Genomic DNA, 22,627 nt, shown 5'->3' on the forward strand with positions numbered 1-22,627 from the left:
GACTATCCATGATTACCTCCCACCAGGCCCGCAGTGACTGGGCCACATTTGAACAAACCGCACCTGAAGTGCTGCTCGCGATGCGTGCTCTTGGCAAGGCGGTCGACGACAGCGGGCTGGACAAGAGCCTGACTGAACTGATCAAGGTGCGTGCTTCGCAGATCAATGGTTGCGCATTCTGCCTGCAATTTCATTTGAACCTGGCACGCAAGCTCGGTGTGCCCGCAGCGAGGTTGGACCTGGTGGCCGTCTGGCAGGAGGCGGCCATCTACAATGCCCGCGAACGTGCTGCACTGGCCTGGACTGAAAGTCTGTGCAACATGGCCGGCCAGCCGGTCAGTGATACTGCCTACGCGCAGGTGAAGCAGGAATTCAGCGATAGTGAAATCGCCTTCCTTACCACGTCGATTGCGGCCATCAATGCCTGGAACCGCATTGCCGGCGCCTTGCAGTTCGCTCCTCCGATACCGGCAGAAAACTTGAGCGGTGGTGAACAATGAAGATAGTTGACATCCATGATGAAGCGGGTCTGCGCGCCATCTTCCCGCTGATGCAGCAATTGCGCCCGCATCTGGCTGATGCGGATGAGTTCATCCAGCGCTGGCAAAGACAGAGGCTGGATGCTTACCGGATTGTCGCGCTATACGCGGATGAAGAAGCGGATAGTGAGCCACTGGCCCTGGCCGGTTATCGCATACAGGAAAATCTCGTGCATGGCCGCTTTCTTTACCTTGATGACCTGGTGTCTGACCAGACATCGCGCAGCAAAGGTTATGGTCAGTACCTGATGGATTATCTGCACAAACAGGCCAGCCTGCATGGTTGTGCAAAACTGGTGCTTGATACACCCTTGTCCAATTCCCTTGGTCATCGTTTTTATTTCCGCTGCGGCATGCTGGCGACATCGCTACGCTTTAACATGCCAATTGCATCAGCCTGAATAGGTATGAAAAGCCTTTTGCATATTGCCGTCAGCCCGCGTGAGGGCGCCTCACATAGCCGTCAGGCTGCACATCAGCTCATTACCGGCCTGCAAGAGCGTGGTCCGGTTCGCGTCATCAAGCGCGATCTCGCCGTCACGCCACTGCCGCATCCGGACCAGGCTTTCGTGACAGCCAGCCTGTGTCCACCTGCACGGCGCAATCAACAGCAGGAACAGGTACTGGCCCTGTCAGACATGCTGATCAATGAGCTGGTATTGGCGGATGCCGTGCTGATCTCCACGCCCATGCACAATTTCGCCCTGCCGTCGGTACTGAAAGCCTGGGTTGATCATATTGTACGGCCGCATCGTACTTTCATCAGCACGGCACAGGGCAAGCAGGGCTTGTTGCAGGATAAACCGGTTGCCCTGCTGCTCGCCTGCGGCGGTGCTGTTGCTGATATTGCCGATGTTGCCGATGAGTCAGGCCCTGTCGTTGATGGCATGCAGAAGGACTGGGCCACACCCTATCTGCGTCATATATTCCAGACCATGGGCATACGCAGTTTTCAGTCTGTCCTCCTGCAGAATTGCAACCGTGACGTCAGTCTGCGCCAGGCATCACTGGACAGGCTCAGGGGCTGGCAGCAAAACTGGCCCTGGTAAGCAAGCATAGTGACTTCGCTGCTGTGTGCTTTGCCCGGACACGGTGTCGTGTTGGCGCCAACGGCGGTCTTTGCAGAGCTTATCTGCCTGTTCCCAGATAGACTGGCGACTCTGCCGAAAGACTGGCATGCACCCTGACGGCACAGGCGGCCAGCAGGCCTTGCGCAGATGCACTGCCCAGACCCCGGTTTGCGCCGGTGACGAGGGCGACAGATCCCTGGATTTTCATGATATTCCTTTCATTGTTGATCGTGGCTGGTAGTCGTGGAGTCGGCAGGTGAGACGCCGGTTGTGGCTCAGAGCGACATGAAGCCAGTCGCGGCAGTGATGACTGCCTCATCCGTCAACAGGCGTTTATGGCCCAGCCCTTCGACACGCAGATGCTGCGCACCCGGCCAGGCTGCGGCGGTGGCAATGCTGTCAGTGATGGCGACAACGCGGTCGTCATCTGAATGAATGAACAGGGCCGGCTGCCGCAGATGTGGTGCACGTTGCGGCAGTGAGATTTCACTGACATCGACGCCGATGAGGTCGTGCAATATCGTCAGCATGGTTGTCGTGCCTGCCGCATCAAGGCCGGCAGCGGCAGCAAAGCCGCGCGCATAATCTTCATAGCGTGCCGGTGCTGCGACAAACACGGCACGCTCTGCCGCCAACCCGGCATACAGGGCTTCACCAAGGACTGCCGAGCCGACTGAGTGGGCAATCACACCATGCAGCGGCCCCAGCGCCTCGCCAACTGCCAGCAGTGCGCGGGCAGATTGCGGTATTGACGACTGCTGCCCGGCTGATGCGCCATGTGCCGGCAAATCCATCACCAGCACACTGAAGCCGGCGGCCAGCAAGGGGGTGACAAAGCTGGCCATGTCCGCTGCCTGACCTTCCCAGCCATGCAGCAGCAATACTGCTGGCCCGGTACCGGTACGCTGGATGGCAATCTCGCCTTCTGGCGTATTGACGCGCAAGGTTTCGCCCGATTCCAGCACCAGGGCCTGGCGTTGCCTGGGTGGTCTGGGCGTAAGAAAAGCGCGGGCGATTTGCTCTGGTCGCAGTTTTGGTTGCTGTTTTGATGACAGTTCACCTTGCGTGGCTGCTTGCGGTCCTGTCACTGGTTTGTTTGTCCGGGCAGGTGAAAAATCAACAGTATCTCTCATGCTTTCTCCTGAAATATGATGATTATCATATTGTTTGCGAAAAAAAATCAAACCTGCCTGGCGTGGCTGCTTGCAACCCTGGCCCTGACCAAAGCTCCTGGCTTGTCACTAATCCTTCTGCTCAGGCTTTCGAGGTCAGATGCCTGATTGCAGCGGTACATAGCGCATCAGACAGGCCAGGGTCGTCAACTGCACGTGCCAGCGACAACGCACCCACCATGGTTGCCACTGTCACCAGGGCCTGTTCGTGCGCACCTGGTTGCCCCCAGTGTGGCGACTGGCGGGCAACCAGGTCTATCATTTCCTTGATGCGATGGGTGGCCGCATGGCGTACGTCAGGTGTCTGGCGCCATACCTCAGACGCCAGCGCTGCCACGGGGCAGCCGTGTTCGGCCTTTTCCACATGCGTTTTTGACAGATAAGCCTCCAGTAAAGCCTGCAAGGCTTGCTGCTCTGGCGCTCCTGCCACCACACGCGACAGCAGTGCGGCACTGTCGGCGCCGGCGCGCATGGTGGCTTCTGCCAGCATGGCTTCGCGTGAAGGAAAGTGGGCGTAAAAACCACCATGTGTCAGGCCGGCATCTTTCATGATGTCAGCCACGCCGGTTCCATCAAAGCCGCTACGCCGTATGGCGCGTGCAGCAGCCTCGACGATACGTTCATGGGTGGCTTCTTTGCGGCTGGGTTTAGTCTGTTTCATCTGATTCACCAAAATATTGTGATCATCATATAAAAGTCAAAGGGAATATACAAGAAAATACAAGAAAAAAATAAAAATGATCAATATCAAACCAGCTTGCATGCATTTTGCACAAGATTGCAAGACAAACTGCCTTGCAGGTCATGAATCAATTATTGTCAATCATGTCAATTTCATGATGTAGCCAGTTCCTGAAGATGGCGGCAGGCTTGCGCTCCAGAGTGATGGCCGGGTACACCAGGTAGTAGGCAATATTGGTCTTGACCGCTGCCTTCAGGGGCATTACCAGGTGACCACTTTTGATTTCATCCTGCACCAGCATTTTCCTGGCAAGGGCCACACCATGGCCACGGATGGCAGCTTCTATCGCGCCATTGGAGTCGACGAAGAGCGGGCCCTGGTTCCACTCCACATGCCCGTTGCCGGTTGCTTCCAGCCATAGCTTCCAGTCCAGCCTTTGCTCATCATGCAGCAGGGTCAGTGGCTGGATGTCATCGAGTTTTTTGACCTGCCTGCGGCGGCCCGTGCGGCTTAGCAGGCGCGGACTGCATACCGGTTGCAACTCGTCGTCGATCAGCAATTCTGTCTGCAAGCCGGGGTAATTGCCGTGACCGTGGCGCACGGCAAAATCGACGTCATCCCTGGCAAAGTCAACCAGACGATTGGTAGAGCTGATGCGTATATCTATGTCAGGGTAAGCCTCATTGAAATGCGGCAGACGTGGCAACAAAAACTGCATGGCAAAGCCGGTGGTGCAGCTCAAGGTCAGCACAGGATTGGCTGCCTGCAGAGCCAGTTGCCGGGTAGAGGCTTCTATCTGGCGAAAAGCCGGGCTGATGCCCAGGAAATACTGTTCGCCTGCCGCCGTCAACTCCACACCGCGCCCCTTTTTGCCAAACAGTGCCACCTGCAGCAGGTCTTCCAGCTTGGCAATCTGCTGGCTGATGGCTGCCGGGCTGACATGCAGTTCTTCGGCAGCGAACTTGACACTCAGGTGCCGGGCAACCGATTCAAAACAATGCAGGGCATGCAGGGGTGGCAGGCGGGTCATCATGATTTAGTTTTTCTAAATTAATTGCAGAAAGAATGAGTTGATGCTGACTATTTTGCCATGGTTAAATTCACTTGTGACTGAATCTTTGATTTAGAAAATATTAAATAAAAATGCCTGTCTGATTGATAAAACATCGGCAGGCACACAGGAAAAATAATGAAAACCTCTGACACCATAAGACTTCTGGCCCTGGCCGCCATCTGGGGCGCCAGCTTTTTGTTCATGCGCATGATCGTGCCGGTGCTGGGCGCGTTGCCTGCCACCTTTTTTCGCGTCCTGCTCGGCGCGGCAGGTTTGTTACTGATATTGACAGCATTGCGTGTCAGGTTTGACTTCAAAGGTAAACTGGGCGTTGCCATGGTGCTGGGCATCATCAACTCGGGCATCCCGTTTGTGATGTACAGTTTTGCGGCCAAGGTTTTGCCGGCTGGGTATTCAGCCATACTCAACGCCACCACACCGCTGATGGGCGTCATCATCGGCGCCGTGTTTTTTTCAGACAGGCTGACGCTGGCCAAGGCCATGGGTGTGCTGCTGGGCCTGCTCGGCGTGGCGGTACTGACCAGCACCGGTCCGGTGCAGTTCAATCACCAGGTCCTGACGGGCGCAGGCGCCTGCCTGGTGGCCACCGCCTGCTATGGCCTGGCTGGCTTTTTGACCAGGCGCTGGATTACAGAAAAAGGCGGGCTTGAGGCCAAACTGGTGGCACTGGGCAGCCAGCTGGGTGCGGTTGCCTTGCTGTCGCCCTTGTTTTTGGTCAGTGTCAACCAGCAGCCACCGGCAAGCTGGGGTGGCGTCAATGTATGGATGGCGCTGGCCGGTCTGGGCCTGGTCTGTACTGCCCTCGCATACATACTGTATTTCCGTCTGATTGCTGACATAGGGCCGGTCAAGGCATTGACCGTGACCTTCCTGATACCGCCTTTTGGTGTATTGTGGGGCGCGCTTTTCCTCGGTGAGCAGATCAGTTGGGCCCATGCAGCAGGTGGCGCATTGATTGGCATGGCAGTCTGGCTGGTGTTGAAGCCCGCTGCCCCGCCAAGGGACAGGGTGCTAGTGTAGTGCTGCACTCTTCTTGCGACATAAAAATGCGTCTTTCGCGCCGACGCATTGTTGCAAATCCGCGCAATAGCTCACTATTGCTTTGGTTTGCGCCTCAATTCGACACGAAATCCCGCATTTTTATACGTCGCAATCTACGTGCAACACGACACTAGCCCAGGCGAGGTGATGTCAGCGCATCCGGTTTACAGATACTTGTTCCACATCTCATTCAAGAACCGCTTGCCAGGGTCAAACCTGTTTTTCAGTGCAGACAGTTGAGCAGCTTCAGGATAAGCAGCTTGAAATTGCTGTCTGGTGGCGTGCAACTGATAGGGCAGGTAATAGCGACCCTCATGTGCTATGGCCAGATCGATCAGTTCGCGCGTCCAGACTGCCACCTTGTCCCTGGCGCCCGCATAGGTGCGCTGCTTGTAGTACAGCACAAAAGAAAATACTTCTTCCTTGGCCCATGGAAGTATGGAAGTGGTGTCGGCAGGTGCATGCCGTATTGATATGTTCAATGCTTCTACGTCGTGCTTCTGCAGTACTTTGGCCATTGTTCTGGCAAAGCTGAGGAAGTGGCGCGGCGGAATGAAATACTCCTGCAGCACATAAGTCGAAAAGAGACGGGTACGTGGTTCCAGCGAGGCCACATCAAGGCTGGCTTCATGATTGCGCCAGGTGACGGCAGGTTTTTCCAGCATCATCGGGCGTATCCTGTTTTGCAGGCTCTGCCCGAAAGGCAGTTCCGTTGCTGCCCAGATCATGTTCTTTTCTGCGGTGTACGATAAGCCGCGCGGTATCAGCCTGGCGTTTTCTGTCAACGGCTTGTCCGTGGTGCGCCAGGTGACAGAGATGGGTGCATCAAATGCCGGTGGTAACAGGTCGGCATTGTGCATGATATTGCTTTTATCGGCGGCTACCCTGGTGCTGAAGAACTCAGGATATTGGTCGAGTGGTACTGACTGCACAATACGCTCCATGCGTATATTGTCAGTCAGGCGCAATTCGACTTCCGTCACCACGCCGATTGCCCCGTAGCTGCCAAAAGCCGCGCGGAACAAATCCGTGTTTTCACTGGCACTGGCTTCGACAATACTGCCGTCGGCCAGCACCACTTGCAGCGCCAGCACAGAATTGCATAACGGTCCGTTACCAACATAACGGCCATGCACGTTGACTGCTACGCTGCCGCCTATGCTGAAATTGGAGTAGCTTTGCATCGTCATGACTGCCAGGCCGTGCGGATCGATGATGTCTTGCAGGTCACGCCAGCACATGCCAGCCTGCACACGTGCGCGCTTTTCTTTTTCCTTTAACCAGACCAGCCTGTTCATGCTGCGCATATCCAGGTGGAGGCCAGCGCGTATAGCGATCTGGCCACCCATGCTATAGCGCCCGCCACCAACGGCAATACGCCCCGGCCATTTGCGTACCTGCTCTGCCGCTTCCTGCGCGTTTCTGGGTGCGCTGATGGCTGCCACCTTGATACTGTACAGGCCGGTAATGTTTGGCACCAGCAGCTCGGTCGTGCTGGCTGGTCTGGCCGTTGTCGTGGTCAACAATCCGGCACTGGCCAGCGAGTAAGCCAGAAAGCGGCGACGTGGTAACTGTGTATTCATTGTGTAATCATTGTGTATCCATGCCTGATACGGTGTGAGCAAATCAATGACATTGCATTATGATGAACGCGGCAACATTGTGCTACAAAAAGCCATGTCCAGGCCCCGCCCGCCTCCATATTTTCTTCATATTTCTGCCGCACTATGCGTTCCATGTTTGAAACCTGGTTGGGGATAGCAATGAAGCAGAAAAAACTGATAGCAGTCATGGCAGTCAGCCTGAGTGTCGGCCTGCTTGCCTGTGGAGGTGGTTCCGGCAGTACCGCAGCGGTGAATGCCGCGACGACAACAGGAGCAAGCACGGGAACAACCACAGGTACAACAACGGGTACCTCCACAGGTACCGGCAGCACCTCAGGTAGTACTTCTGGCAGCAGCACAGGATCGACCACAAGCACCGCCACGGTTGATGCCAGCAAATTGCCGCTCGGTGACGGCAAGTTCACACGTACGGCACCGGCGGTCGGTTATGTCTATGCCTGTTATAGCGCGGGCAGTGGCGGGGCCAGCAGCAAGGGGCCGTGGTTCAATGCGGACGGGTCTACCTGGAACTCCCTGAGCAAGATCAGCGTGCAGGGCGCCGTCAAATGGACATCGAGCTTTATCGTCACGCTGGGGACTACGCTGGGCATCACCGGCAATGGCCTGCCATCGACCCCGACTGGCAATTTCCCCATTGCCAGTACAGACCCTGCCTATGCTTATGACCGCAATCCCAACGCCATTGCCCAGTCCAATATTGCCTGGGGTTTGCCGGGTAATCCAGTGGTGGCTGACAAACCGTCCTGCACCAGTCTGGGCGCTATCGGCGTCTTGCTGGACGGTGCGCGTCTGTTCAATGCCGACGATGGCGGCTATCGCGATGCCGTCGCCTGGGAAGTGCAGGATGCCTGCCAGGGCCACCCTGAGCGGACAGGCCAGTACCATCATCACAACATCAGTACCTGTCTGGCACAAAAAGACACGACGGGCCAGCACTCACCCTTGCTCGGCTACATCGCCGACGGCTTTGGCATCTATGGCAATCTCGGTGAAAACGGCAAGGCGCTGACCAATGCTGATCTTGATGAATGCCATGGTCACAGCCATGCCATCGTCGTCAATGGCGTGAGCGTCAATCAGTACCATTATCACCAGACCAAAGAATTCCCTTACACCGTTGGTTGTTTCAAGGGTACGCCGGTAACCATACATTGATGTTGGGGAAGAGACCGCCATGATCAGTCAAGCCAGCCCACGTCTGCCATGTGCCTGTAGCCGCACCATCAGATTGATGTTGCGCATACTGAGCATAGCGCTGTTAGTGTTTACTTCCGCCATATTGGTGCTGGCCTGGCTGACGGGCGCCACGGATACATCACAGAATGCCCTGAACAATGACAGCCTGCCTTACTATGTACAAAAAAGCTGGCAGCCGCGCTGGGACCGGTGGGCATCGTGGCAGCAGGTATCCGGCTTCAATCTGGTTGACCAGCATGGGCAGCCTGTTGATGCCAGTCTTCTGCAAGGCAAGCCTGGGTTTGTCGGTTTCTTCTATACAGGTTGTGTGACGCTATGCCCGGTGTCGTTGGAAGTATTGCGCGCCCTGAAGGAGCAGATACTGGCAAGAAAACTGGCCAGCCCCCAATTCACCTTGCTCACCATTACGCCAGAACAGGATGATGCCAGGGCCATGGCAGCCTATGCACAACGACTGAAACTGCCTGCTGACTGGCATATGCTGAGCGGGCAAAGACCGCAAATGCAAAAGCTGACTGGCAGCCTGATGACCGACATCGACGCCCGTGCAGCCAATGGCGAGCCCCTGCATGGGCAGCGCGCCTTCCTGCTTGATGCGAAGGCACGCATACGCGGGATCTATGATGCTTCGTCCATGGTGGAAATGCGGCGCATGGCTGGTGACTATGAAAGGCTGTTAGCCGTATCAGAGTGAAGTCAGGGCGAAGTCAGGGTGAAAGCAGGCTTGTTTCTGATCATCTGCTCCACTATGATCTGGGCTTCACAAAATCAGTCTTTTTTGCCATGATCAATTCCCTGAGCAAATTTCTTGCCGGTATCAGCCTTGCCTGTTATGGCATGACCAGCCATGCCGCTGTCCCGGCAGCAGCAATTGACCAGACCGACTCCCTGGCGGCCTGCCGTCTGCCCGAAATGCACGTCCGCAGCGATGTCGGCCTCGGCTTTCCGCGTAATCCATTTCGTCTGAAAGCCCTCGGAGAAGTACGTTTAACGGTCCTGTTCGTGGATTTCAGCGATGTGCCTGCCACCATCTCGCCACAGCAGGCGATGTCCATCATCTCGCCAGAGGCTGAAAAATACTTTGACGCCGTCTCTTACGGCAAGCTCAGGCTCAGCCTGGTGCCGCATTACCAGTGGCTGCGCATGAACCGGACTTCGGCTGACTATCATTTTGCCCGTGGTGCATCATTCGCTACCCATCGCACCTACCTGCAAGAAGCTGTGCAAAGGGCAGCTACACATGTAGACTACAGCCAGACAGATGCCGTGCTGGTCATCGCCAACCCCGCCGTCAAGGCCATCGATTATGGCCCTGCATTCACGGCAGCACCCGGTTATGGCATACAGGCTGGCGGCCGCGAAATACTCAATGGCGCGACCTCGGGCAGCGACCTGAGCATACTCGGCTGGCCCTGGTTCAGTCATGAAATCAGCCACGCATTATCACTCATTGACCTGGCGGGGCCATTGCCTGGCACGCAGGACTGGCATACCTATGTCGGTGAATTCAGCGTTACGGGCGACCCGGCTGGCAAAGCAAAAGAATTACTCGCCTGGGAAAGATGGCAGCTTGGCTGGCTCGATGACAGTCAGGTCTTGTGTGCAAATGACCAGAAATTACAGCTAAGGCTGACACCGATAGAGCGCCGTGGCGGCAACAAGGCTGTCATCATCCCCACTGGCAAGACCACCGCCATTGTCGTTGAAAGCCGCCGCGCCGAAGGCTATGACCGCGACCTGCCCAGGCCAGGCCTGCTGGTCTATACCATCGATACCCGCCTGACATCTCACCAGGGAGCAATACGCATACAGAAACTCAATGGCAGGGTGGGGGACACCCGTCATAGGCTGGCGCCGCTGCAAACCGGCGAAACCCTGCGCATAGGCAAGACCAGCATCAGTAATCTTGGCAGTGACGCCAATGGCGACTTGTTGCAGGTAGAGACGATGCCATAAGTTTTGTCGCCAGGGCCAGGGCTTTACTATCTTGGTTGAAGTATTTCACTAACTTAGTTGATTTTTTAAACTAAGTGATTTATCCTGTCTTCAGGCGGGTAGTTTCCCGCATGACGGGAGCAATCATGTTCAGCATCAAATTCATCAAATTCCAGCCCACCACCTATGTATTGCAATACAAGAATGGCAAAGTCAGGCGCGAAGGCGCGGGTCTGGCCTTCTTCTACTATGCACCGACCACCTCCATGCTGGCCATACCCATGGCCAGTGAAGATACATCCTTCATCTTTGAAGAAAACTCATCTGACTTCCAGACCGTGACCGTGCAGGGCCAGGTCACTTACCGCATCAGTGATCCGCAAAAGATTGGCGGCCTGCTTAATTTCGCCATCAACCCGGTGACCCAGCAATACATTTCTGATGATCCTAAAAAGCTCTCGCAGCGTATCGTCAACCTGGTCAAGGTATTGACACGCAAGGGCCTGCAAAACCTGGCCCTGCGTGATGCCCTGAAGGCAGCTGACATGTTGGGGGCCGCCGTGACAACAGCAGTCAGGAATAGTAAAGAACTGCAAGACCTGGGGGTGGAATTGCTGGGCCTGAACTTCCTGGCCCTGAAGCCCACACCAGAAGCCGCCAAGGCCCTGGAAGCACAGGCGCGTGAGCAAATCCTCAAATGCGCCGACGAAGCCATCTATGAGCGCCGCAACTCTGCCGTCGAGCAGGAACGTCGCATACGCGAGAATGAACTGAATACCGAAATCGCCGTCGAGAGCAAAAAACGCCAGATACGCGAAACCCAGATGGAAGCTGAAAAAAGCATACAGCATAAAGAAAATGAACTGAAACTGGCCCAGATGCAGGCAAAAATACAGCAGGAGAACCAGAATACCGTACTGGTGCAACTGGCCACGGAAAATGCCCGCTCAGAAGCTGATAGCCGCGCCTATGCCGCACAGACCCTGATGAAAGCTTACGATGGCGTAGAGCCCAAAGTCTTGCAGGCCCTGTCCATGGGCAATATGGAATCAGGCCAATTGATTGCCCTGGCGTTTCAGGAACTGGCAGAAAAAGCCGGCTCCATAGGCCAGTTGAATATCACGCCCGACCTCTTGCGTGAAATCATGCAGCGCCCTGTAGACAAACCTGCCCGTGCAAGGTAATCATCATGCGCCTGACAGAAAACAAGATTATCCTGGTCACCCGTAAAACACGGCTGGAAGAATTGATCGTCAAGTACAACACCATAGACCAGGCCAGGTTTTACATAGAACACATGGGTGCAGACTTTAGCAGCTACCTGGCTGAGCATGAGAATTACCGTGCCTGTGTCAGCCAGGCAGAAACCGCCTTGCTGCGCCTGGCCAGGTTGCAGATCATAGAGCGCAGCTTTTTGCCCAACATGATCTTTGCAGAAAAAGACATCGTCATCGCCCTGGGGCAAGACGGTCTGGTCGTCAATACCATGAAATACCTGAATGGCCAGCAACTGATCGGCGTCAATCCTGATCCCAGGCAATGGGATGGCGTCTTGCTACCCTTCCAGGTCAGGGATCTGGTACGCCTGTTGCCCGAGGTATTCGCCCGGCGCCGCCAGATCAGGGAAGTCACCATGGCCAAAGCCAGCCTCAACAATGGGCAGGCCATCTATGGCGTTAACGACATCTTCATCGGCCCCAAAAGCCATACCTCGGCACTGTATACCCTGCAACTGCAAGAGCGGCAAGAACGCCAGTCATCAAGCGGCATCATCGTCTCTACCGGCCTGGGTTCCACCGGCTGGCTGAAAAGCATATTGACCGGGGCTGCTGCCCTGTACAGTCACAGCCGGGACCCACGCCTGGCCCTATTCGACAACACCATGGAAGCCCTCGCCGCCACAAGCTGGGATACGCGTGAACTCATGTTTGCCGTACGCGAACCTTTCCCCAGCAAGACCTCATTTACCAGCCTGGTCCATGGCAGTGTCACACATCGTGATCCGTTAAAAGTCACTTCGCACATGGCAGAACACGGTGTCATCTTCAGCGATGGCATAGAGGCCGACTACCTCGAATTCAATGCCGGGCTGACAGCAGAAATCAGCGTGGCAGACAAGCGCGGGTATCTGGTGGTGTAGACTCCCTGAAAATTCAATGACTATTGAGATGACATGAGCAGCGATAAAAATAACCTGGCTGAGAAATTCGAACAGCTGATTAAAAAAATCGAAGAACTGATTGTCATCGTTGACAAGAACGATGGGCAATTCTGGAGCGATCGTTTTCGCGCGGCGGTGAAGGTGCTCAAATCAGGCGATAGTGATGGCGCCAGGGACTTTTTGAGCAACTTCGGTGGCAATAGCTCATTCAATGAGTTTTCGCTGGATTGCGGGACTTGGGTAAACGATCAATTCATCGCCGATACCAAACTGACAGCCAAAGCCAATGATTTTAAAAATCTGGTCGCCTCCACACGTCTCCTGGCCATGGAAATTGCTTCAGAGACTGAGCACAGCCTGCGCCAGGATTTATGGTCAGGTATAGGCAAGCTCTGTCATAGCAAGCCTGTCATGCTGACCGCAGGCTTGGCACTTGCCTATGCGCTACTATTTTCGATCGCAATACTCTCTCGTACATGAGCATATGAACAAACCAACGTTACAAGAACGTCTGGCAGGTGGCCTGATTGGCCTGCTGGTTGGTGATGTCTTGGCGTGCCATATGAATTCCACGATGCGTCTGTCATATCTGAAACCGACTTCATCGGATTAAACAGATACAGAACACAAACCTGATTTCACAGGAATTTCTTAGTTATTATAATAAACTAAGATAGTTGATAATTTTAACTAAGTGCGTTATTCTGATGATCAATTTATTTCCTCATGAGAAAACCGCGTATGAACATCACTCTGGAACAACGCTATCTTGGCACACTGGCTGGCCTGGCCTGCGGGGATGCTGTTGGTACGACGGTAGAATTCTCCGCATGCGGCAGCTTCACACCTGTGACTGACATGATTGGCAAGGGGCCTTTTGGTTTGCTACCCGGTGAATGGACCGATGACACCTCCATGGCGCTATGTCTGGCAGACAGCCTGTTGACCAAAAACGGCTTCGACGCCAAAGACCAGATGGGACGTTACCTGAACTGGTGGAAATGGGGTTACCTGAGTTCCACCGGCATTTGTTTTGACATAGGCAATACCGTGCGTGATGCCTTGTCACGCTATGCCAGTAGCGGCGAACCCTATTGTGGTGCAGAGCACCCCAGCACGGCTGGTAATGGCTCACTGATGCGGCTGGCCCCAGTTGTGATGTTTGGCTACCCCGACGTGTCGTCGGCAATCCACCATGCGGCAGAGAGCTCGCGCACTACCCATGCCGCAGCAGAAGCCGTGCAAAGCTGCCAGTTGCTGGCCGCCATATTGTGCAGGCTGTTTGCCGGCTGCAACAAGACGGATTTGTTTGCGGTACTGCCATACACACCGTCCGAGCCAAAAATCATCGCTCTCAGCAAGGCGGAGTTCATGAACAAAGACAGTACACAAATACGCGGCAGCGGCTATTCTGTCGAATCGCTCGAAGCTTCGCTATGGTGCTTTATGCATACCGACAGCTTTGAAAGCGCCATCCTCACCGCTGCCAATCTGGGCGACGATGCGGATACGACCGCTGCCATCACGGGCCAGATCGCCGGCGCTTATTACGGAATCAAAGGTATCCCGGCAACATGGCTGGAACGACTGGCCATGCGTGAAGAAATATTGCGTATGGCACGGGAGTTGTATCAGCGCTTTGGCAGCAGGGACGTTTTGCAAGTGAGTGAGTCTGCATGAAAGAGCGTACTGGTGATTTATTGGCGCTCGCTTTGCAGGGCGAATTTGACGTTATCGTTCATGGCTGTAACTGTTTTTGCACCATGGGTACAGGTATTGCCAAGAGCATCAAAAACCAATTCCCTGAAGCTCACGCAGCAGATCAAATGACTTTGCCCGCCGATCATACCAAGCTGGGAAGCTACAGCCACGCTCGCATACAAAGGGATGGCAGACAATTCGTCATCATCAATGCCTATACACAATCCGACTGGCGCGGCAAAGGCGTGAAGGCTGATTATGCAGCAATACGCCAGGTGTTTTCTGGCGTAGCCAGGGAGTTTCATGGCATGCGGGTAGGTTACCCGTTGATAGGCGCCGGTCTGGCTGGAGGGAACAGGGCATTGATTGCTCATCATTGATGAAGAATTGACTGGTCTTGATCATGTTCTGGTCAGATTACCGGCAAGCTGATACATCACTTTTGCAGGGGGCTAACTTTGTCGACTTCTAGTGCAAACGCCATTCAAGGATGCCTGATGGGTATTGCCGTCGGTGATGCCATCGGTTTACCGTATGAAGGCATGTCACCAAGACGTATCCATCGTTTGGCGAAATTCCCTTTGCAGCATGGCTTGTTGCCAGGAAGGGGCATGGTCAGCGATGATACCGATCACGCGATTTTTGTCAGTCAGGCGCTGATCGCTGGCAAAGGTGATGTGAATCAATTCAGACGCGCCCTTGCATGGCGATTGCGATTCTGGTTGTTGTGTCTGCCAGCCGGCGTGGGTTTTGCGACTTTGCGCAGCATCATGCGGCTATGGCTGGGTTTGTCGAATAGCGGGGTTTATTCCGCAGGTAATGGTCCTTGCATGCGCAGCGGCATGATAGGCGCAATACTGGCCCATGATGTACAGGCGCGCCGTGTTCATGTACAAGCTTCAACGATGATGACGCATACCGATCCCAAAGCCTTTGCCGGAGCGATGGCAATCGCCGAAGTCGTGGCGCGCATCGTCAACGGACAATGGCCGGGCAAGCCGCAACTGGACGAGTTGATCGCAGTGCTGACAGATATTTCACCGGATGCTGACTGGCAGCTTGCTGTTACACGTATCAACGCTGCCTGCAAGGCCCCTGACTCCATGCTGGCAGCGCAGCAGTATTTTGGGGGGCAACATGGCGTATCAGGCTACGCCTTGCATACTGTGCCATTTGCATTGATCGCCTGGTATCAGCACTACGGTGATTACAGGGCGACTATAGAAGCGGTCGTGCGTGCAGGTGGCGACACCGATACGGTGGCGGCGATTGCAGGCGCCATGGCTGGAGCAAGCGTTGGTCTGCCTGGTATTCCGGCTGAATGGCGCTCAGGTCTGGCAGACTGCCCGCACAGTGGCAGCTATCTGACCGCGCTAGGCAGGCGTATCTGCAAACACGATGAAACCGTTTCACTGCGTTTTTCTTTCTTGCTGTTTCCGCGCAATATGCTGTTTCTTGTTATTGTTTTACTACATGGACTACGGCGCTTGTTGCCACCGTATTAGACAGGACGCAGAAACCTGTTCATCTGGCATTCCATCCCTTGATATTGACCAATTCTTTCCTTACCAGGGGAGAGGGTTGGAATGCCATAGACTTCATGCTGACACGCAGATCAACTGATATCAGTGATCGCCTTGATCAAGTCATCTTCAAACGCAAATTCTGACACGCCTTGCAACTGCAATTGCTGGCCCTGTTTCAAGCCATTTGGTAAGTCCATGCCCACTACTGCGTTGAAACTGATTTCCAGTTTGACGTTGCCATTGTCCAGGGTTTCGCGCCGCAAGGGCGTCTGTTCGCGTGAGCTGAAGAAATTTTTGGACATGTCAGCCAGCTTGAAAAACTCTTCTTTCCCGGATGTCGATACGGTCACTTCTGCGCCAGAGATATTGTGGAAGCTGACATCATCATGCAAGAGCTTGAGCATGCCTTCGATGTCGAAGTTGTTATAGGCACGTATGTAACGGTCTACCAGTTGCTTTTTCAGTTCGTCATGCATGGGGTTACCTTTCAAAAATTTTGGCTATTGCGTTTTCAGGATTGCAAGCTCGAAAGTATCGTCGACGCCATTGCCGCCTGCGGTGCCGTGACAACAGCCATCGCCTTGCGTAGCGAGGCCAGCAAACCTGTCCTGCGCGCCGCCCTTGAGGAGAGTGAGGGACTGTCAGCAGATACGACTAATGCAGGTTTTTGTTAAGCCTGTATCCAGACTGGAACGAATTGTTGCCAGGAGATGATTTTGTCGAAAAAAGCACTACCGGAGTTTTGCCAAATGCACTATGCTGCTTAAATCTTAAGCAGCAAACTCCCCCGCGCATCAACTTGTCATCCCATTCTGACATCTGCCGTATATCCTTGTCCATATATACTGCATTTGTGACACGGTGTTGTGTCGATAAGTGTCGATATGTGTGGATATAAGCAGAGCGCAGAGTGATGATGCGAATGAGTAAGCTGAGCACCATGGTATCCACTGTCAAGCCGTCAATAGCACTTTCTGGAGGTCTTATGAAACCTATCGCCAGCACCACAGTCCTGCAAGTTTCCAATTTTTCCAAATCACTGCATTTTTATACCGAAATCCTGGGTTTTGAACTTGATTTCAAATATGGCGAACCTGAATGCTATGCCGGTCTGTCATGGGGCAGCGCCTATCTGCACATCGGCACATTTTCACCCTATAAAGACAATACCGGCCATGGCGTCATCTACCTGACGTTTGAAGAAGTGGATTCGATTTATAAACGGCTGGTCAAGGCCGACGTGCAGTTTTATTCGCATATCGCAGACCAGGACTATGGCATGCGTGATTTTTCCGTCAAGGACCCCGACGGTAATCAGATAGGCTTTGGAGCTTCCATCGCCTGAAGATCAATGATTGCGCTGCAGATGCACCAGTATCATGCGTGAAGGTGATTAGCTGGCATGAATTTTTTTGACAAAGGTGCACTTGGTATACGCCAGGCTGAAACCTGCTCTTTCCGTATTACGTGAGCTGGCATTCGCCGGTCTGGCGGTAACGCAGGCCAGCACGCAAGAGGTTTGCTGTGCCGCCGCCAGCCGCGCCTGTAATAAAGACTGCTGCACACCACGCCCGCGATACGCAGGCAGGGTACTGGCAATATACAGATAAGCCACCTTACCCGCAGCCGTGTCAATCACACTCATGCCGGCGCTACCGGCCACTTCCCCATTGATGCGCGCCAGGTACAGACTGCTGTCTTCGCGCAGTACAGCCATCTGCGCCAACACCTCCAGCAGCCGCGCAGGGCGTGGCCTGGCCTGCACGGCAAAGCCGGCGACAGAATGCGTGACAAATACAGACGCAAGCGCAGTCTTGTCTGTCACGATTTCTATCTCTTCGTGATTGGTTGCCTTGCCGTCAAAATCATCGAGCCTGCGCGCATAGGTATTGCTGAAGTCTGTCACCACATACCCACGCCGCGCTATCAACGCCAGCGCACCAGGGTCTGCATGGGTGCACAGGTCAATCTCAGTATCAAGGCCCAGCGCAGCATAGGCCTGTTCCAGTTGCGCTATCGATTCAACATCAGGGACCGCACCCATCCCCATGCCAGTGACATGGTTGAGCTTGCGACCAAATCCAGCCTCAGTGAAGGCGGCAATGCCTCCGCATACGGGTATGGCGCATGCATTGTTGTTTTGCGTCAGCTGCCGGTATGCTTCAACCTGCTGCCGCAAATGTTCTGCTTCGACGGCTTCAAGCAGGCGGGCGATGTCGGGGGTAGTGAGAAGCGCAGGCGAGAATTGTTTTATGTGAACATCGGCGGTTTCTGCTGTGCTGGCCATATTTATTAAAGTATTTGTCAATATGAAGTATGTAGGTTGGGCCGGGCCTCGCTAGGCTAACGCTTCATCAGCCCAACTCCAACTCCCTCAATTCCTTCATGCGTTTTTTAAGGCCTGGTGTTGGACTGATGAAGCCTAGCCTAGCGAGGCCCGACCCAACCTACGAAAAATAGCTTAACGAGAAATAATGAATTTAGCTCTCTAATGCGCCTCTTCCCAATTCCCGCCCACGCCAACTTCTGCCAATAAAGGCACATCAAGCTTCGCTACCGTCGCCATTAATTCCGGTAATTTCTGTTTGACCAGTTCCAGCTCGGCTTGCGGTACTTCGAGTACCAGTTCATCGTGCACCTGCATGATCATTTTTGATTGCAGTTTTTCTGTTTCCAGCCAACCCTGTACGGCGATCATGGCGAGTTTGATGAGGTCGGCGGCGGTGCCTTGCATGGGGGCGTTGATCGCGGCGCGCTCGGCTCCGGCGCGGCGGGGGCCGTTGGGGGAATTGATTTCTGCCAGCCACAGGCGGCGGCCAAACACGGTTTCTACATAGCCGTGGGCCTTGGCCTTGGTGCGGGTGTCGGCCATGTACTGGGCGACGCCGGGGTAGCGCTGGAAGTATTTGTCGATATAGCTTTGTGCAGCACTGCGTTCTATGCCGAGGTTGCCAGCCAGGCCAAAGGCGCTCATGCCATAGATGAGGCCGAAGTTGATGACCTTGGCATAGCGGCGTTGTTCGCTGCTGACTTCATCGAGGGCAACAGCGAATATCTCGGATGCGGTGGCTCTGTGGATATCTTCGCCATTGGCAAAGGCGGCCAGCAGGCTGGCATCGCCCGAGATATGGGCCATGATGCGCAATTCGATTTGCGAATAGTCGGCAGAGATGATGACATTGCCCGGCCCGGCGACAAAGGCTTCGCGTATGCGGCGGCCTTCTGCCGTACGCACGGGGATGTTTTGCAGGTTAGGGTCATTCGATGCCAGACGGCCGGTGACGGCCACGGCTTGCGCATAATTGGTGTGGACGCGGCCAGTGCTGGCGTTGACCATCTTGGGCAACTTGTCGGTGTAAGTCGATTTGAGTTTGGCCAGGCCACGGTATTCAAGGATGATCTTGGGCAAGGGGAAATCTTCGGCCAGCTTCTGCAGGACTTCTTCATCGGTCGATGGTGCGCCGGAAGGAGTTTTCTTGACGACGGGCAGGCCCAGCTTGCCAAAGAAAATTTCACCGAGTTGCTTGGGTGAATTCAAATTGAAGGGTTGTTCTGCCAGTTCATAGGCTTTTTGTTCCAGCTCCAGCAGACGTATGCCGATTTCATGCGACTGGGTTTCCAGCAGGTCTTTGTTGATGTGTACGCCATTGCGTTCTATCTTTTGCAGCACGACTGAGGTGGGCAATTCTATGTCGTGATAAACGCGCAGCAGATTCGCATCCGGTTCTATTTCTGGCCACATGGCCAGGTGCAGTTGCAGAGTGATGTCGGCATCTTCTGCCGCATAGGCGGTGGCACGCTCCAGGTCAACCTGGTCAAAGCCGATCTGGCTCGCGCCCTTGCCGCAGACTTCTTCAAAGCTGATGGTCTTTTTGCCGAGGTGGCGCATGGCCAGGCTGTCCATGTCATGCGATTTATGCGATTCAAAGACATAGGATTCGAGCAGGGTATCATGCGCGATGCCGCGCAGGTTCACACCCTGGTTGGCGAAAATATGGCTGTCGTATTTGAGGTTTTGGCCGACCTTGGGTTTGTTCTCGTCTTCGAGCCAGGGGCGCAGTTTTGCCAGCACCAGCTCGCGCGACAATTGCTCAGGCGCGCCGGGGTAGTTATGAGCGACCGGGATGTAAGCTGCATGACCAACTTCGCAGCACAGCGAGATGCCGACTAGTTGCGCCGTCATCGGTTCGAGCGAAGTGGTTTCGGTATCGACGGCGGTCAGTGTGGCGGCATTGATGCGTTCCAGCCAGGCGTCGAGTGCAGCTTCAGTCAGTACGGTTTCGTAGTTGACCTCAATGCTGGCGGCTGTTGCCGCTTCTTCATTGAACAAGCCGCCTTGCACAGGGCTGGAGGCTACCTGTGCCTTGGCAGCGGGCAGTGGTGTTGCGCCAGCCGTGGCGTCACCCGTCAGTTCACGCAGCCAGGTCTTGAAGCCCCAGCGGGTGGCAAAGGCAATCAGTTCTTCCTTGTTCTCACCTTTGGCGACCAGGCTGTCCTGGATGGACTGGTAGTGGCCGGTCAGGTCGCAGTCTGTCTTGACGGTGATCAGCACGCGGCCCTGCGGCAGCCAGTCCAGCGCACTGCGCAGGTTGTCGCCAACCACGCCCTTGATCTTGTCAGCGTTGGCGATGACACCATCAAGGCTGTCGTATTCGGTCAGCCATTTGACGGCAGTCTTGGGGCCGCACTTGGTTACACCGGGCACATTGTCGACAGTATCGCCAATCAGGGTCAGGTAATCGATGATGCGGTTGGGGGGGACGCCAAACTTGGCCAGCACACCGGGCTCATCCAGTGTTTCATTGCTCATGGTGTTGATCAGGGTGACATTGGCATTGACCAGTTGCGCCAGGTCTTTGTCACCGGTAGAGACGATGGTGTTGAAGCCGAGCCTGGTTGCCTCTACTGCCAGGGTGCCGATAACGTCATCGGCCTCTACCCCTTCCACCATCAGGATGGGCCAGCCCAGAGCCTTGACGGCCTGGTGTATGGGTTCTATCTGGAGCCGCAAATCATCAGGCATGGGTGCGCGCTGGGCCTTGTATTCAGGGTAGAGGTCGTCACGGAAAGTCTTGCCTTTTGCATCGAACACGCAGGCGATGTATGCTGCCGGGTAATCCGTGTGCAGGCGGCGTAACATATTGACCATGCCATGGATGGCGCCGGTGGGCTCGCCTTGCGCATTGCGCAGGTCAGGCAGGGCATGGAAGGCACGGTACAGGTAACTGGAGCCATCGACTAACAAGAGGGTATTTTGCATATGAACGGAAACAGGAAAGAGGTAACAAGGTTGCGCCAGATCATCGATCAGGAGAAAGCAACATCGCTGAAAGCGCGTGAATCATGGCATATGTTCACAATTATGGCAGAGTTTATCGAATCCACCGAAAGGCTTTCCACAATCCGCCCGGCGGTGACGATATTCGGTTCTGCCCGCACCAAGCCAGACGATCCGGATTATGTCAAATGTGTGGATCTGGCGCGCCGCCTGTCGGACGAGGGTTTTGCTGTCATCTCCGGTGGCGGCCCCGGCATCATGGAGGCGGCCAACAAGGGAGCATTTGAAGGGGCATCGCCTTCGGTGGGGCTCAATATCGAATTGCCACATGAGCAACGCAGCAATCCCTGGCAAAACATCAGCCTGTCCTTCCGCCATTTCTTTGCCCGCAAGGTGGCCTTTGTCAAATATGCCGACGCTTATGTAGTTTTCCCTGGCGGGTTTGGCACCATGGATGAAGTCAGCGAAGTCCTGACCCTGATACAGACAGGCAAGAGCCGCCACATTCCGGTTATCCTGGTCGGCACCAGTTTCTGGAGCGGCCTGCTGGAATGGATCAGGACGCAGATGGCTGGCAACGGCATGATAGACCACGCAGACCTGGATTTGGTGCAATTGATTGATGAGCCTGCCAATATCGTCGACGCGATCTTTGCGTTTTACGAAGCCAGGGACATTGAGCCTTCAGAAGACGAACGGCAAAAAATGCTGTATCTGTAGAACCCTGGGAAAGTCAGAAAAGGTTAACCTGCATGCAATTGGACTACATTACCGGTGAATATGAACGCTTTCTCTGCGATCGCTATGCCTGCCAGCAGATAAGCGGCGCAGCAGACATGATCGCTACCTACCACAGCCTGCTGGACAAAAATCCCGGGTATCGTTTTCTGTTTACCCTCGATGACCTGGGGCAGGCTCTGTATACTTCCATGCACGCAAGTTCTGGCGAAGACCTTGATGACGTGGAGGGGTATGACCTCAGCCATTTGCCCGCAAGCTGTTTTGAAGATGGCCAGCATCTAGGCTACCTGACTTGCAAGGAAGAATTGTTCATCGTCAGGGGAAATATTGAAAAGAAATGCCGCGAGCTGGATTTTGAAGATGTCTGCGCACGTGGCATCAGCCTTTTCCATGACAGCATTGATGAATTCAAGCAAGCCAACCAGGACATTTTGTCGATACTGGATGAAGAATGCTTTATCTTGAAAGTACCGGTTACGCACCAGTATGAAACCATCTGTGCTTTCCCCAATGGCTATTTTTCCTGCGACTTAAGTCCCATGGAAAATCTCCTGTTCGCCAGACTACTTGACGAGCAATTTGGGTACCAGCTGATAGGCATAGGGGCCAGCTATGTCGCTTTTTTAAAGACGCGCGAGCTGGACGAAAGTGAAATCCAATCCATGATCACGATGCTGGCCAGGGTTTACGCAGACGAATTTAACGAAACGTTGACCAGTTTGCTGGCCGACATGATACGGGGGCAGGAGATTCTGGTCCTGACCTACACCGAATAGGGTTGCGCTGACATGCTGGTCAGTCAGGCAGAGGCATCGCAGCCTGATTTTCACCCAGCACCAATCACCAGACTGAAACCAGTGTCAGCCTGTATCTGCCTGTAACGT

The 22,627-nt window shown here is 54.5% G+C and carries 26 protein-coding genes; 18 read left to right on the forward strand and 8 right to left on the reverse strand.

Annotated features, from left to right (window positions below; all coding sequences use genetic code 11):
• Window positions 1-8 precede the first annotated feature (8 nt).
• The 3 genes from LZ463_RS14810 to LZ463_RS14820 are packed head-to-tail and all read left to right on the forward strand — an operon-like array spanning window position 9 to window position 1,588.
• Window positions 9-500, forward strand: a complete 492-nt coding sequence (locus LZ463_RS14810; protein ID WP_277624063.1) for a carboxymuconolactone decarboxylase family protein — start codon at window positions 9-11, stop codon at window positions 498-500.
• Window positions 497-940: a GNAT family N-acetyltransferase gene (locus LZ463_RS14815; protein ID WP_241456597.1), complete on the forward strand. Its 444-nt coding sequence runs from the start codon at window positions 497-499 to the stop codon at window positions 938-940. The genes LZ463_RS14810 and LZ463_RS14815 overlap by 4 nt, the downstream gene beginning before the upstream one ends.
• 6 nt (window positions 941-946) lie before the next feature.
• Window positions 947-1,588 carry an FMN-dependent NADH-azoreductase gene (locus LZ463_RS14820; protein WP_241456598.1) on the forward strand — a complete coding sequence of 214 codons (642 nt, stop codon included), beginning with the start codon at window positions 947-949 and terminating at the stop codon, window positions 1,586-1,588.
• 79 nt (window positions 1,589-1,667) lie between these two features.
• Here the strand turns inward: LZ463_RS14820 and LZ463_RS14825 are convergent, their stop codons facing one another.
• From LZ463_RS14825 to gcvA, 4 genes are all read right to left on the reverse strand, one after another.
• Window positions 1,668-1,817, reverse strand: coding sequence for a hypothetical protein (locus LZ463_RS14825; protein ID WP_241456599.1), 150 nt, complete (start codon window positions 1,815-1,817; stop codon window positions 1,668-1,670).
• Window positions 1,818-1,884: 67 nt separating this feature from the next.
• Window positions 1,885-2,742, reverse strand: coding sequence for an alpha/beta fold hydrolase (locus tag LZ463_RS14830; protein ID WP_241456600.1), 858 nt, complete (start codon window positions 2,740-2,742; stop codon window positions 1,885-1,887).
• A 121-nt stretch (window positions 2,743-2,863) separates the two neighbouring features.
• Entirely contained in the window at window positions 2,864-3,442 is a 579-nt protein-coding gene (locus LZ463_RS14835) for a TetR/AcrR family transcriptional regulator (RefSeq protein ID WP_241456601.1), read from the reverse strand.
• A gap of 148 nt (window positions 3,443-3,590) precedes the next feature.
• Window positions 3,591-4,496 (reverse strand): transcriptional regulator GcvA, encoded by a 906-nt coding sequence (gcvA, locus tag LZ463_RS14840; RefSeq protein ID WP_241456602.1) that lies wholly within the window; start codon window positions 4,494-4,496, stop codon window positions 3,591-3,593.
• Between the two features lie 156 nt (window positions 4,497-4,652).
• Here gcvA and LZ463_RS14845 point away from each other — a divergent pair, with 156 nt between their 5' ends.
• The gene (locus tag LZ463_RS14845) at window positions 4,653-5,558 is read left to right on the forward strand and encodes a DMT family transporter (RefSeq protein WP_241456603.1); all 906 of its coding nucleotides are present in this window, start codon (window positions 4,653-4,655) and stop codon (window positions 5,556-5,558) included.
• 185 nt (window positions 5,559-5,743) lie between these two features.
• Here the strand turns inward: LZ463_RS14845 and LZ463_RS14850 are convergent, their stop codons facing one another.
• A complete protein-coding gene (locus LZ463_RS14850) occupies window positions 5,744-7,162 on the reverse strand; it encodes an FAD-binding oxidoreductase (RefSeq protein ID WP_241456604.1) in 1,419 nt (472 codons plus the stop codon).
• Window positions 7,163-7,342: 180 nt separating this feature from the next.
• Between LZ463_RS14850 and LZ463_RS14855 the strand changes: the two genes are divergently transcribed.
• From LZ463_RS14855 to LZ463_RS14895, 10 genes are all read left to right on the forward strand, one after another.
• Window positions 7,343-8,359 carry a YHYH protein gene (locus LZ463_RS14855; protein ID WP_241456605.1) on the forward strand — a complete coding sequence of 339 codons (1,017 nt, stop codon included), beginning with the start codon at window positions 7,343-7,345 and terminating at the stop codon, window positions 8,357-8,359.
• 19 nt (window positions 8,360-8,378) lie between these two features.
• Window positions 8,379-9,095, forward strand: coding sequence for an SCO family protein (locus LZ463_RS14860; protein WP_241456606.1), 717 nt, complete (start codon window positions 8,379-8,381; stop codon window positions 9,093-9,095).
• Window positions 9,096-9,184: 89 nt separating this feature from the next.
• On the forward strand, window positions 9,185-10,357 hold the full coding sequence (locus LZ463_RS14865) for a metallopeptidase domain-containing protein (protein WP_241456607.1): 1,173 nt from the start codon (window positions 9,185-9,187) through the stop codon (window positions 10,355-10,357).
• Window positions 10,358-10,482: 125 nt separating this feature from the next.
• Window positions 10,483-11,520, forward strand: a complete 1,038-nt coding sequence (locus tag LZ463_RS14870) for an SPFH domain-containing protein (protein WP_241456608.1) — start codon at window positions 10,483-10,485, stop codon at window positions 11,518-11,520.
• Window positions 11,521-11,525: 5 nt separating this feature from the next.
• Window positions 11,526-12,476, forward strand: a complete 951-nt coding sequence (locus tag LZ463_RS14875; RefSeq protein WP_241456609.1) for a diacylglycerol kinase catalytic domain-containing protein — start codon at window positions 11,526-11,528, stop codon at window positions 12,474-12,476.
• A gap of 33 nt (window positions 12,477-12,509) precedes the next feature.
• Window positions 12,510-12,977 carry a hypothetical protein gene (locus tag LZ463_RS14880; protein ID WP_241456610.1) on the forward strand — a complete coding sequence of 156 codons (468 nt, stop codon included), beginning with the start codon at window positions 12,510-12,512 and terminating at the stop codon, window positions 12,975-12,977.
• A gap of 4 nt (window positions 12,978-12,981) precedes the next feature.
• Window positions 12,982-13,110, forward strand: a complete 129-nt coding sequence (locus LZ463_RS29110) for a hypothetical protein (RefSeq protein ID WP_277624064.1) — start codon at window positions 12,982-12,984, stop codon at window positions 13,108-13,110.
• A gap of 128 nt (window positions 13,111-13,238) precedes the next feature.
• The gene (locus LZ463_RS14885; RefSeq protein WP_241456611.1) at window positions 13,239-14,177 is read left to right on the forward strand and encodes an ADP-ribosylglycohydrolase family protein; all 939 of its coding nucleotides are present in this window, start codon (window positions 13,239-13,241) and stop codon (window positions 14,175-14,177) included.
• Window positions 14,174-14,578, forward strand: coding sequence for a macro domain-containing protein (locus tag LZ463_RS14890; RefSeq protein ID WP_241456612.1), 405 nt, complete (start codon window positions 14,174-14,176; stop codon window positions 14,576-14,578). Before LZ463_RS14885 ends, LZ463_RS14890 begins: the two co-directional genes overlap by 4 nt.
• 78 nt (window positions 14,579-14,656) lie before the next feature.
• Window positions 14,657-15,703 (forward strand): ADP-ribosylglycohydrolase family protein, encoded by a 1,047-nt coding sequence (locus tag LZ463_RS14895; protein ID WP_489686121.1) that lies wholly within the window; start codon window positions 14,657-14,659, stop codon window positions 15,701-15,703.
• 110 nt (window positions 15,704-15,813) lie between these two features.
• On the opposite strand, the gene LZ463_RS14900 is transcribed toward LZ463_RS14895, so the two are convergent.
• Window positions 15,814-16,200: a nuclear transport factor 2 family protein gene (locus LZ463_RS14900; RefSeq protein WP_241456614.1), complete on the reverse strand. Its 387-nt coding sequence runs from the start codon at window positions 16,198-16,200 to the stop codon at window positions 15,814-15,816.
• Here LZ463_RS14900 and LZ463_RS14905 point away from each other — a divergent pair.
• Both LZ463_RS14905 and LZ463_RS14910 read left to right on the forward strand, forming a co-directional pair.
• A complete protein-coding gene (locus LZ463_RS14905; protein WP_241456615.1) occupies window positions 16,195-16,398 on the forward strand; it encodes a hypothetical protein in 204 nt (67 codons plus the stop codon). The genes LZ463_RS14900 and LZ463_RS14905 overlap by 6 nt on opposite strands.
• A gap of 311 nt (window positions 16,399-16,709) precedes the next feature.
• Window positions 16,710-17,069, forward strand: a complete 360-nt coding sequence (locus LZ463_RS14910) for a glyoxalase superfamily protein (protein ID WP_241456616.1) — start codon at window positions 16,710-16,712, stop codon at window positions 17,067-17,069.
• A gap of 48 nt (window positions 17,070-17,117) precedes the next feature.
• Here LZ463_RS14910 and LZ463_RS14915 read toward each other — a convergent pair whose 3' ends face one another.
• Window positions 17,118-18,011: a GNAT family N-acetyltransferase gene (locus tag LZ463_RS14915; RefSeq protein ID WP_241456617.1), complete on the reverse strand. Its 894-nt coding sequence runs from the start codon at window positions 18,009-18,011 to the stop codon at window positions 17,118-17,120.
• A 201-nt stretch (window positions 18,012-18,212) separates the two neighbouring features.
• Entirely contained in the window at window positions 18,213-20,984 is a 2,772-nt protein-coding gene (polA, locus tag LZ463_RS14920) for a DNA polymerase I (protein ID WP_241456618.1), read from the reverse strand.
• Between polA and LZ463_RS14925 the strand changes: the two genes are divergently transcribed.
• The gene (locus LZ463_RS14925) at window positions 20,985-21,722 is read left to right on the forward strand and encodes an LOG family protein (protein WP_241456619.1); all 738 of its coding nucleotides are present in this window, start codon (window positions 20,985-20,987) and stop codon (window positions 21,720-21,722) included.
• A gap of 32 nt (window positions 21,723-21,754) precedes the next feature.
• A complete protein-coding gene (locus LZ463_RS14930; RefSeq protein WP_241456620.1) occupies window positions 21,755-22,519 on the forward strand; it encodes a DUF4253 domain-containing protein in 765 nt (254 codons plus the stop codon).
• Window positions 22,520-22,627 lie beyond the last annotated feature (108 nt).

The sequence above is a fragment of the Undibacterium paludis genome (assembly GCF_022568815.1).
Classification (GTDB): Bacteria; Pseudomonadota; Gammaproteobacteria; order Burkholderiales; family Burkholderiaceae_D; genus Undibacterium.

Excerpts from the sequence above, each read along its gene's own strand:
- LZ463_RS14810 (WP_277624063.1), top strand. The coding sequence starts at position 9 with ATGATTACCTCCCACCAGGCCCGCAGTGACTGGGCCACATTTGAACAA.
- LZ463_RS14815 (WP_241456597.1), top strand. The coding sequence starts at position 497 with ATGAAGATAGTTGACATCCATGATGAAGCGGGTCTGCGCGCCATCTTC.
- LZ463_RS14820 (WP_241456598.1), top strand. The coding sequence starts at position 947 with ATGAAAAGCCTTTTGCATATTGCCGTCAGCCCGCGTGAGGGCGCCTCA.
- LZ463_RS14825 (WP_241456599.1), bottom strand. The coding sequence starts at position 1,817 with ATGAAAATCCAGGGATCTGTCGCCCTCGTCACCGGCGCAAACCGGGGT.
- LZ463_RS14830 (WP_241456600.1), bottom strand. The coding sequence starts at position 2,742 with ATGAGAGATACTGTTGATTTTTCACCTGCCCGGACAAACAAACCAGTG.
- LZ463_RS14835 (WP_241456601.1), bottom strand. The coding sequence starts at position 3,442 with ATGAAACAGACTAAACCCAGCCGCAAAGAAGCCACCCATGAACGTATC.
- gcvA (WP_241456602.1), bottom strand. The coding sequence starts at position 4,496 with ATGATGACCCGCCTGCCACCCCTGCATGCCCTGCATTGTTTTGAATCG.
- LZ463_RS14845 (WP_241456603.1), top strand. The coding sequence starts at position 4,653 with ATGAAAACCTCTGACACCATAAGACTTCTGGCCCTGGCCGCCATCTGG.
- LZ463_RS14850 (WP_241456604.1), bottom strand. The coding sequence starts at position 7,162 with ATGAATACACAGTTACCACGTCGCCGCTTTCTGGCTTACTCGCTGGCC.
- LZ463_RS14855 (WP_241456605.1), top strand. The coding sequence starts at position 7,343 with ATGAAGCAGAAAAAACTGATAGCAGTCATGGCAGTCAGCCTGAGTGTC.
- LZ463_RS14860 (WP_241456606.1), top strand. The coding sequence starts at position 8,379 with ATGATCAGTCAAGCCAGCCCACGTCTGCCATGTGCCTGTAGCCGCACC.
- LZ463_RS14865 (WP_241456607.1), top strand. The coding sequence starts at position 9,185 with ATGATCAATTCCCTGAGCAAATTTCTTGCCGGTATCAGCCTTGCCTGT.
- LZ463_RS14870 (WP_241456608.1), top strand. The coding sequence starts at position 10,483 with ATGTTCAGCATCAAATTCATCAAATTCCAGCCCACCACCTATGTATTG.
- LZ463_RS14875 (WP_241456609.1), top strand. The coding sequence starts at position 11,526 with ATGCGCCTGACAGAAAACAAGATTATCCTGGTCACCCGTAAAACACGG.
- LZ463_RS14880 (WP_241456610.1), top strand. The coding sequence starts at position 12,510 with ATGAGCAGCGATAAAAATAACCTGGCTGAGAAATTCGAACAGCTGATT.
- LZ463_RS29110 (WP_277624064.1), top strand. The coding sequence starts at position 12,982 with ATGAACAAACCAACGTTACAAGAACGTCTGGCAGGTGGCCTGATTGGC.
- LZ463_RS14885 (WP_241456611.1), top strand. The coding sequence starts at position 13,239 with ATGAACATCACTCTGGAACAACGCTATCTTGGCACACTGGCTGGCCTG.
- LZ463_RS14890 (WP_241456612.1), top strand. The coding sequence starts at position 14,174 with ATGAAAGAGCGTACTGGTGATTTATTGGCGCTCGCTTTGCAGGGCGAA.
- LZ463_RS14905 (WP_241456615.1), top strand. The coding sequence starts at position 16,195 with ATGCATGGGGTTACCTTTCAAAAATTTTGGCTATTGCGTTTTCAGGAT.
- LZ463_RS14900 (WP_241456614.1), bottom strand. The coding sequence starts at position 16,200 with ATGCATGACGAACTGAAAAAGCAACTGGTAGACCGTTACATACGTGCC.
- LZ463_RS14910 (WP_241456616.1), top strand. The coding sequence starts at position 16,710 with ATGAAACCTATCGCCAGCACCACAGTCCTGCAAGTTTCCAATTTTTCC.
- LZ463_RS14915 (WP_241456617.1), bottom strand. The coding sequence starts at position 18,011 with ATGGCCAGCACAGCAGAAACCGCCGATGTTCACATAAAACAATTCTCG.
- polA (WP_241456618.1), bottom strand. The coding sequence starts at position 20,984 with ATGCAAAATACCCTCTTGTTAGTCGATGGCTCCAGTTACCTGTACCGT.
- LZ463_RS14925 (WP_241456619.1), top strand. The coding sequence starts at position 20,985 with ATGAACGGAAACAGGAAAGAGGTAACAAGGTTGCGCCAGATCATCGAT.
- LZ463_RS14930 (WP_241456620.1), top strand. The coding sequence starts at position 21,755 with ATGCAATTGGACTACATTACCGGTGAATATGAACGCTTTCTCTGCGAT.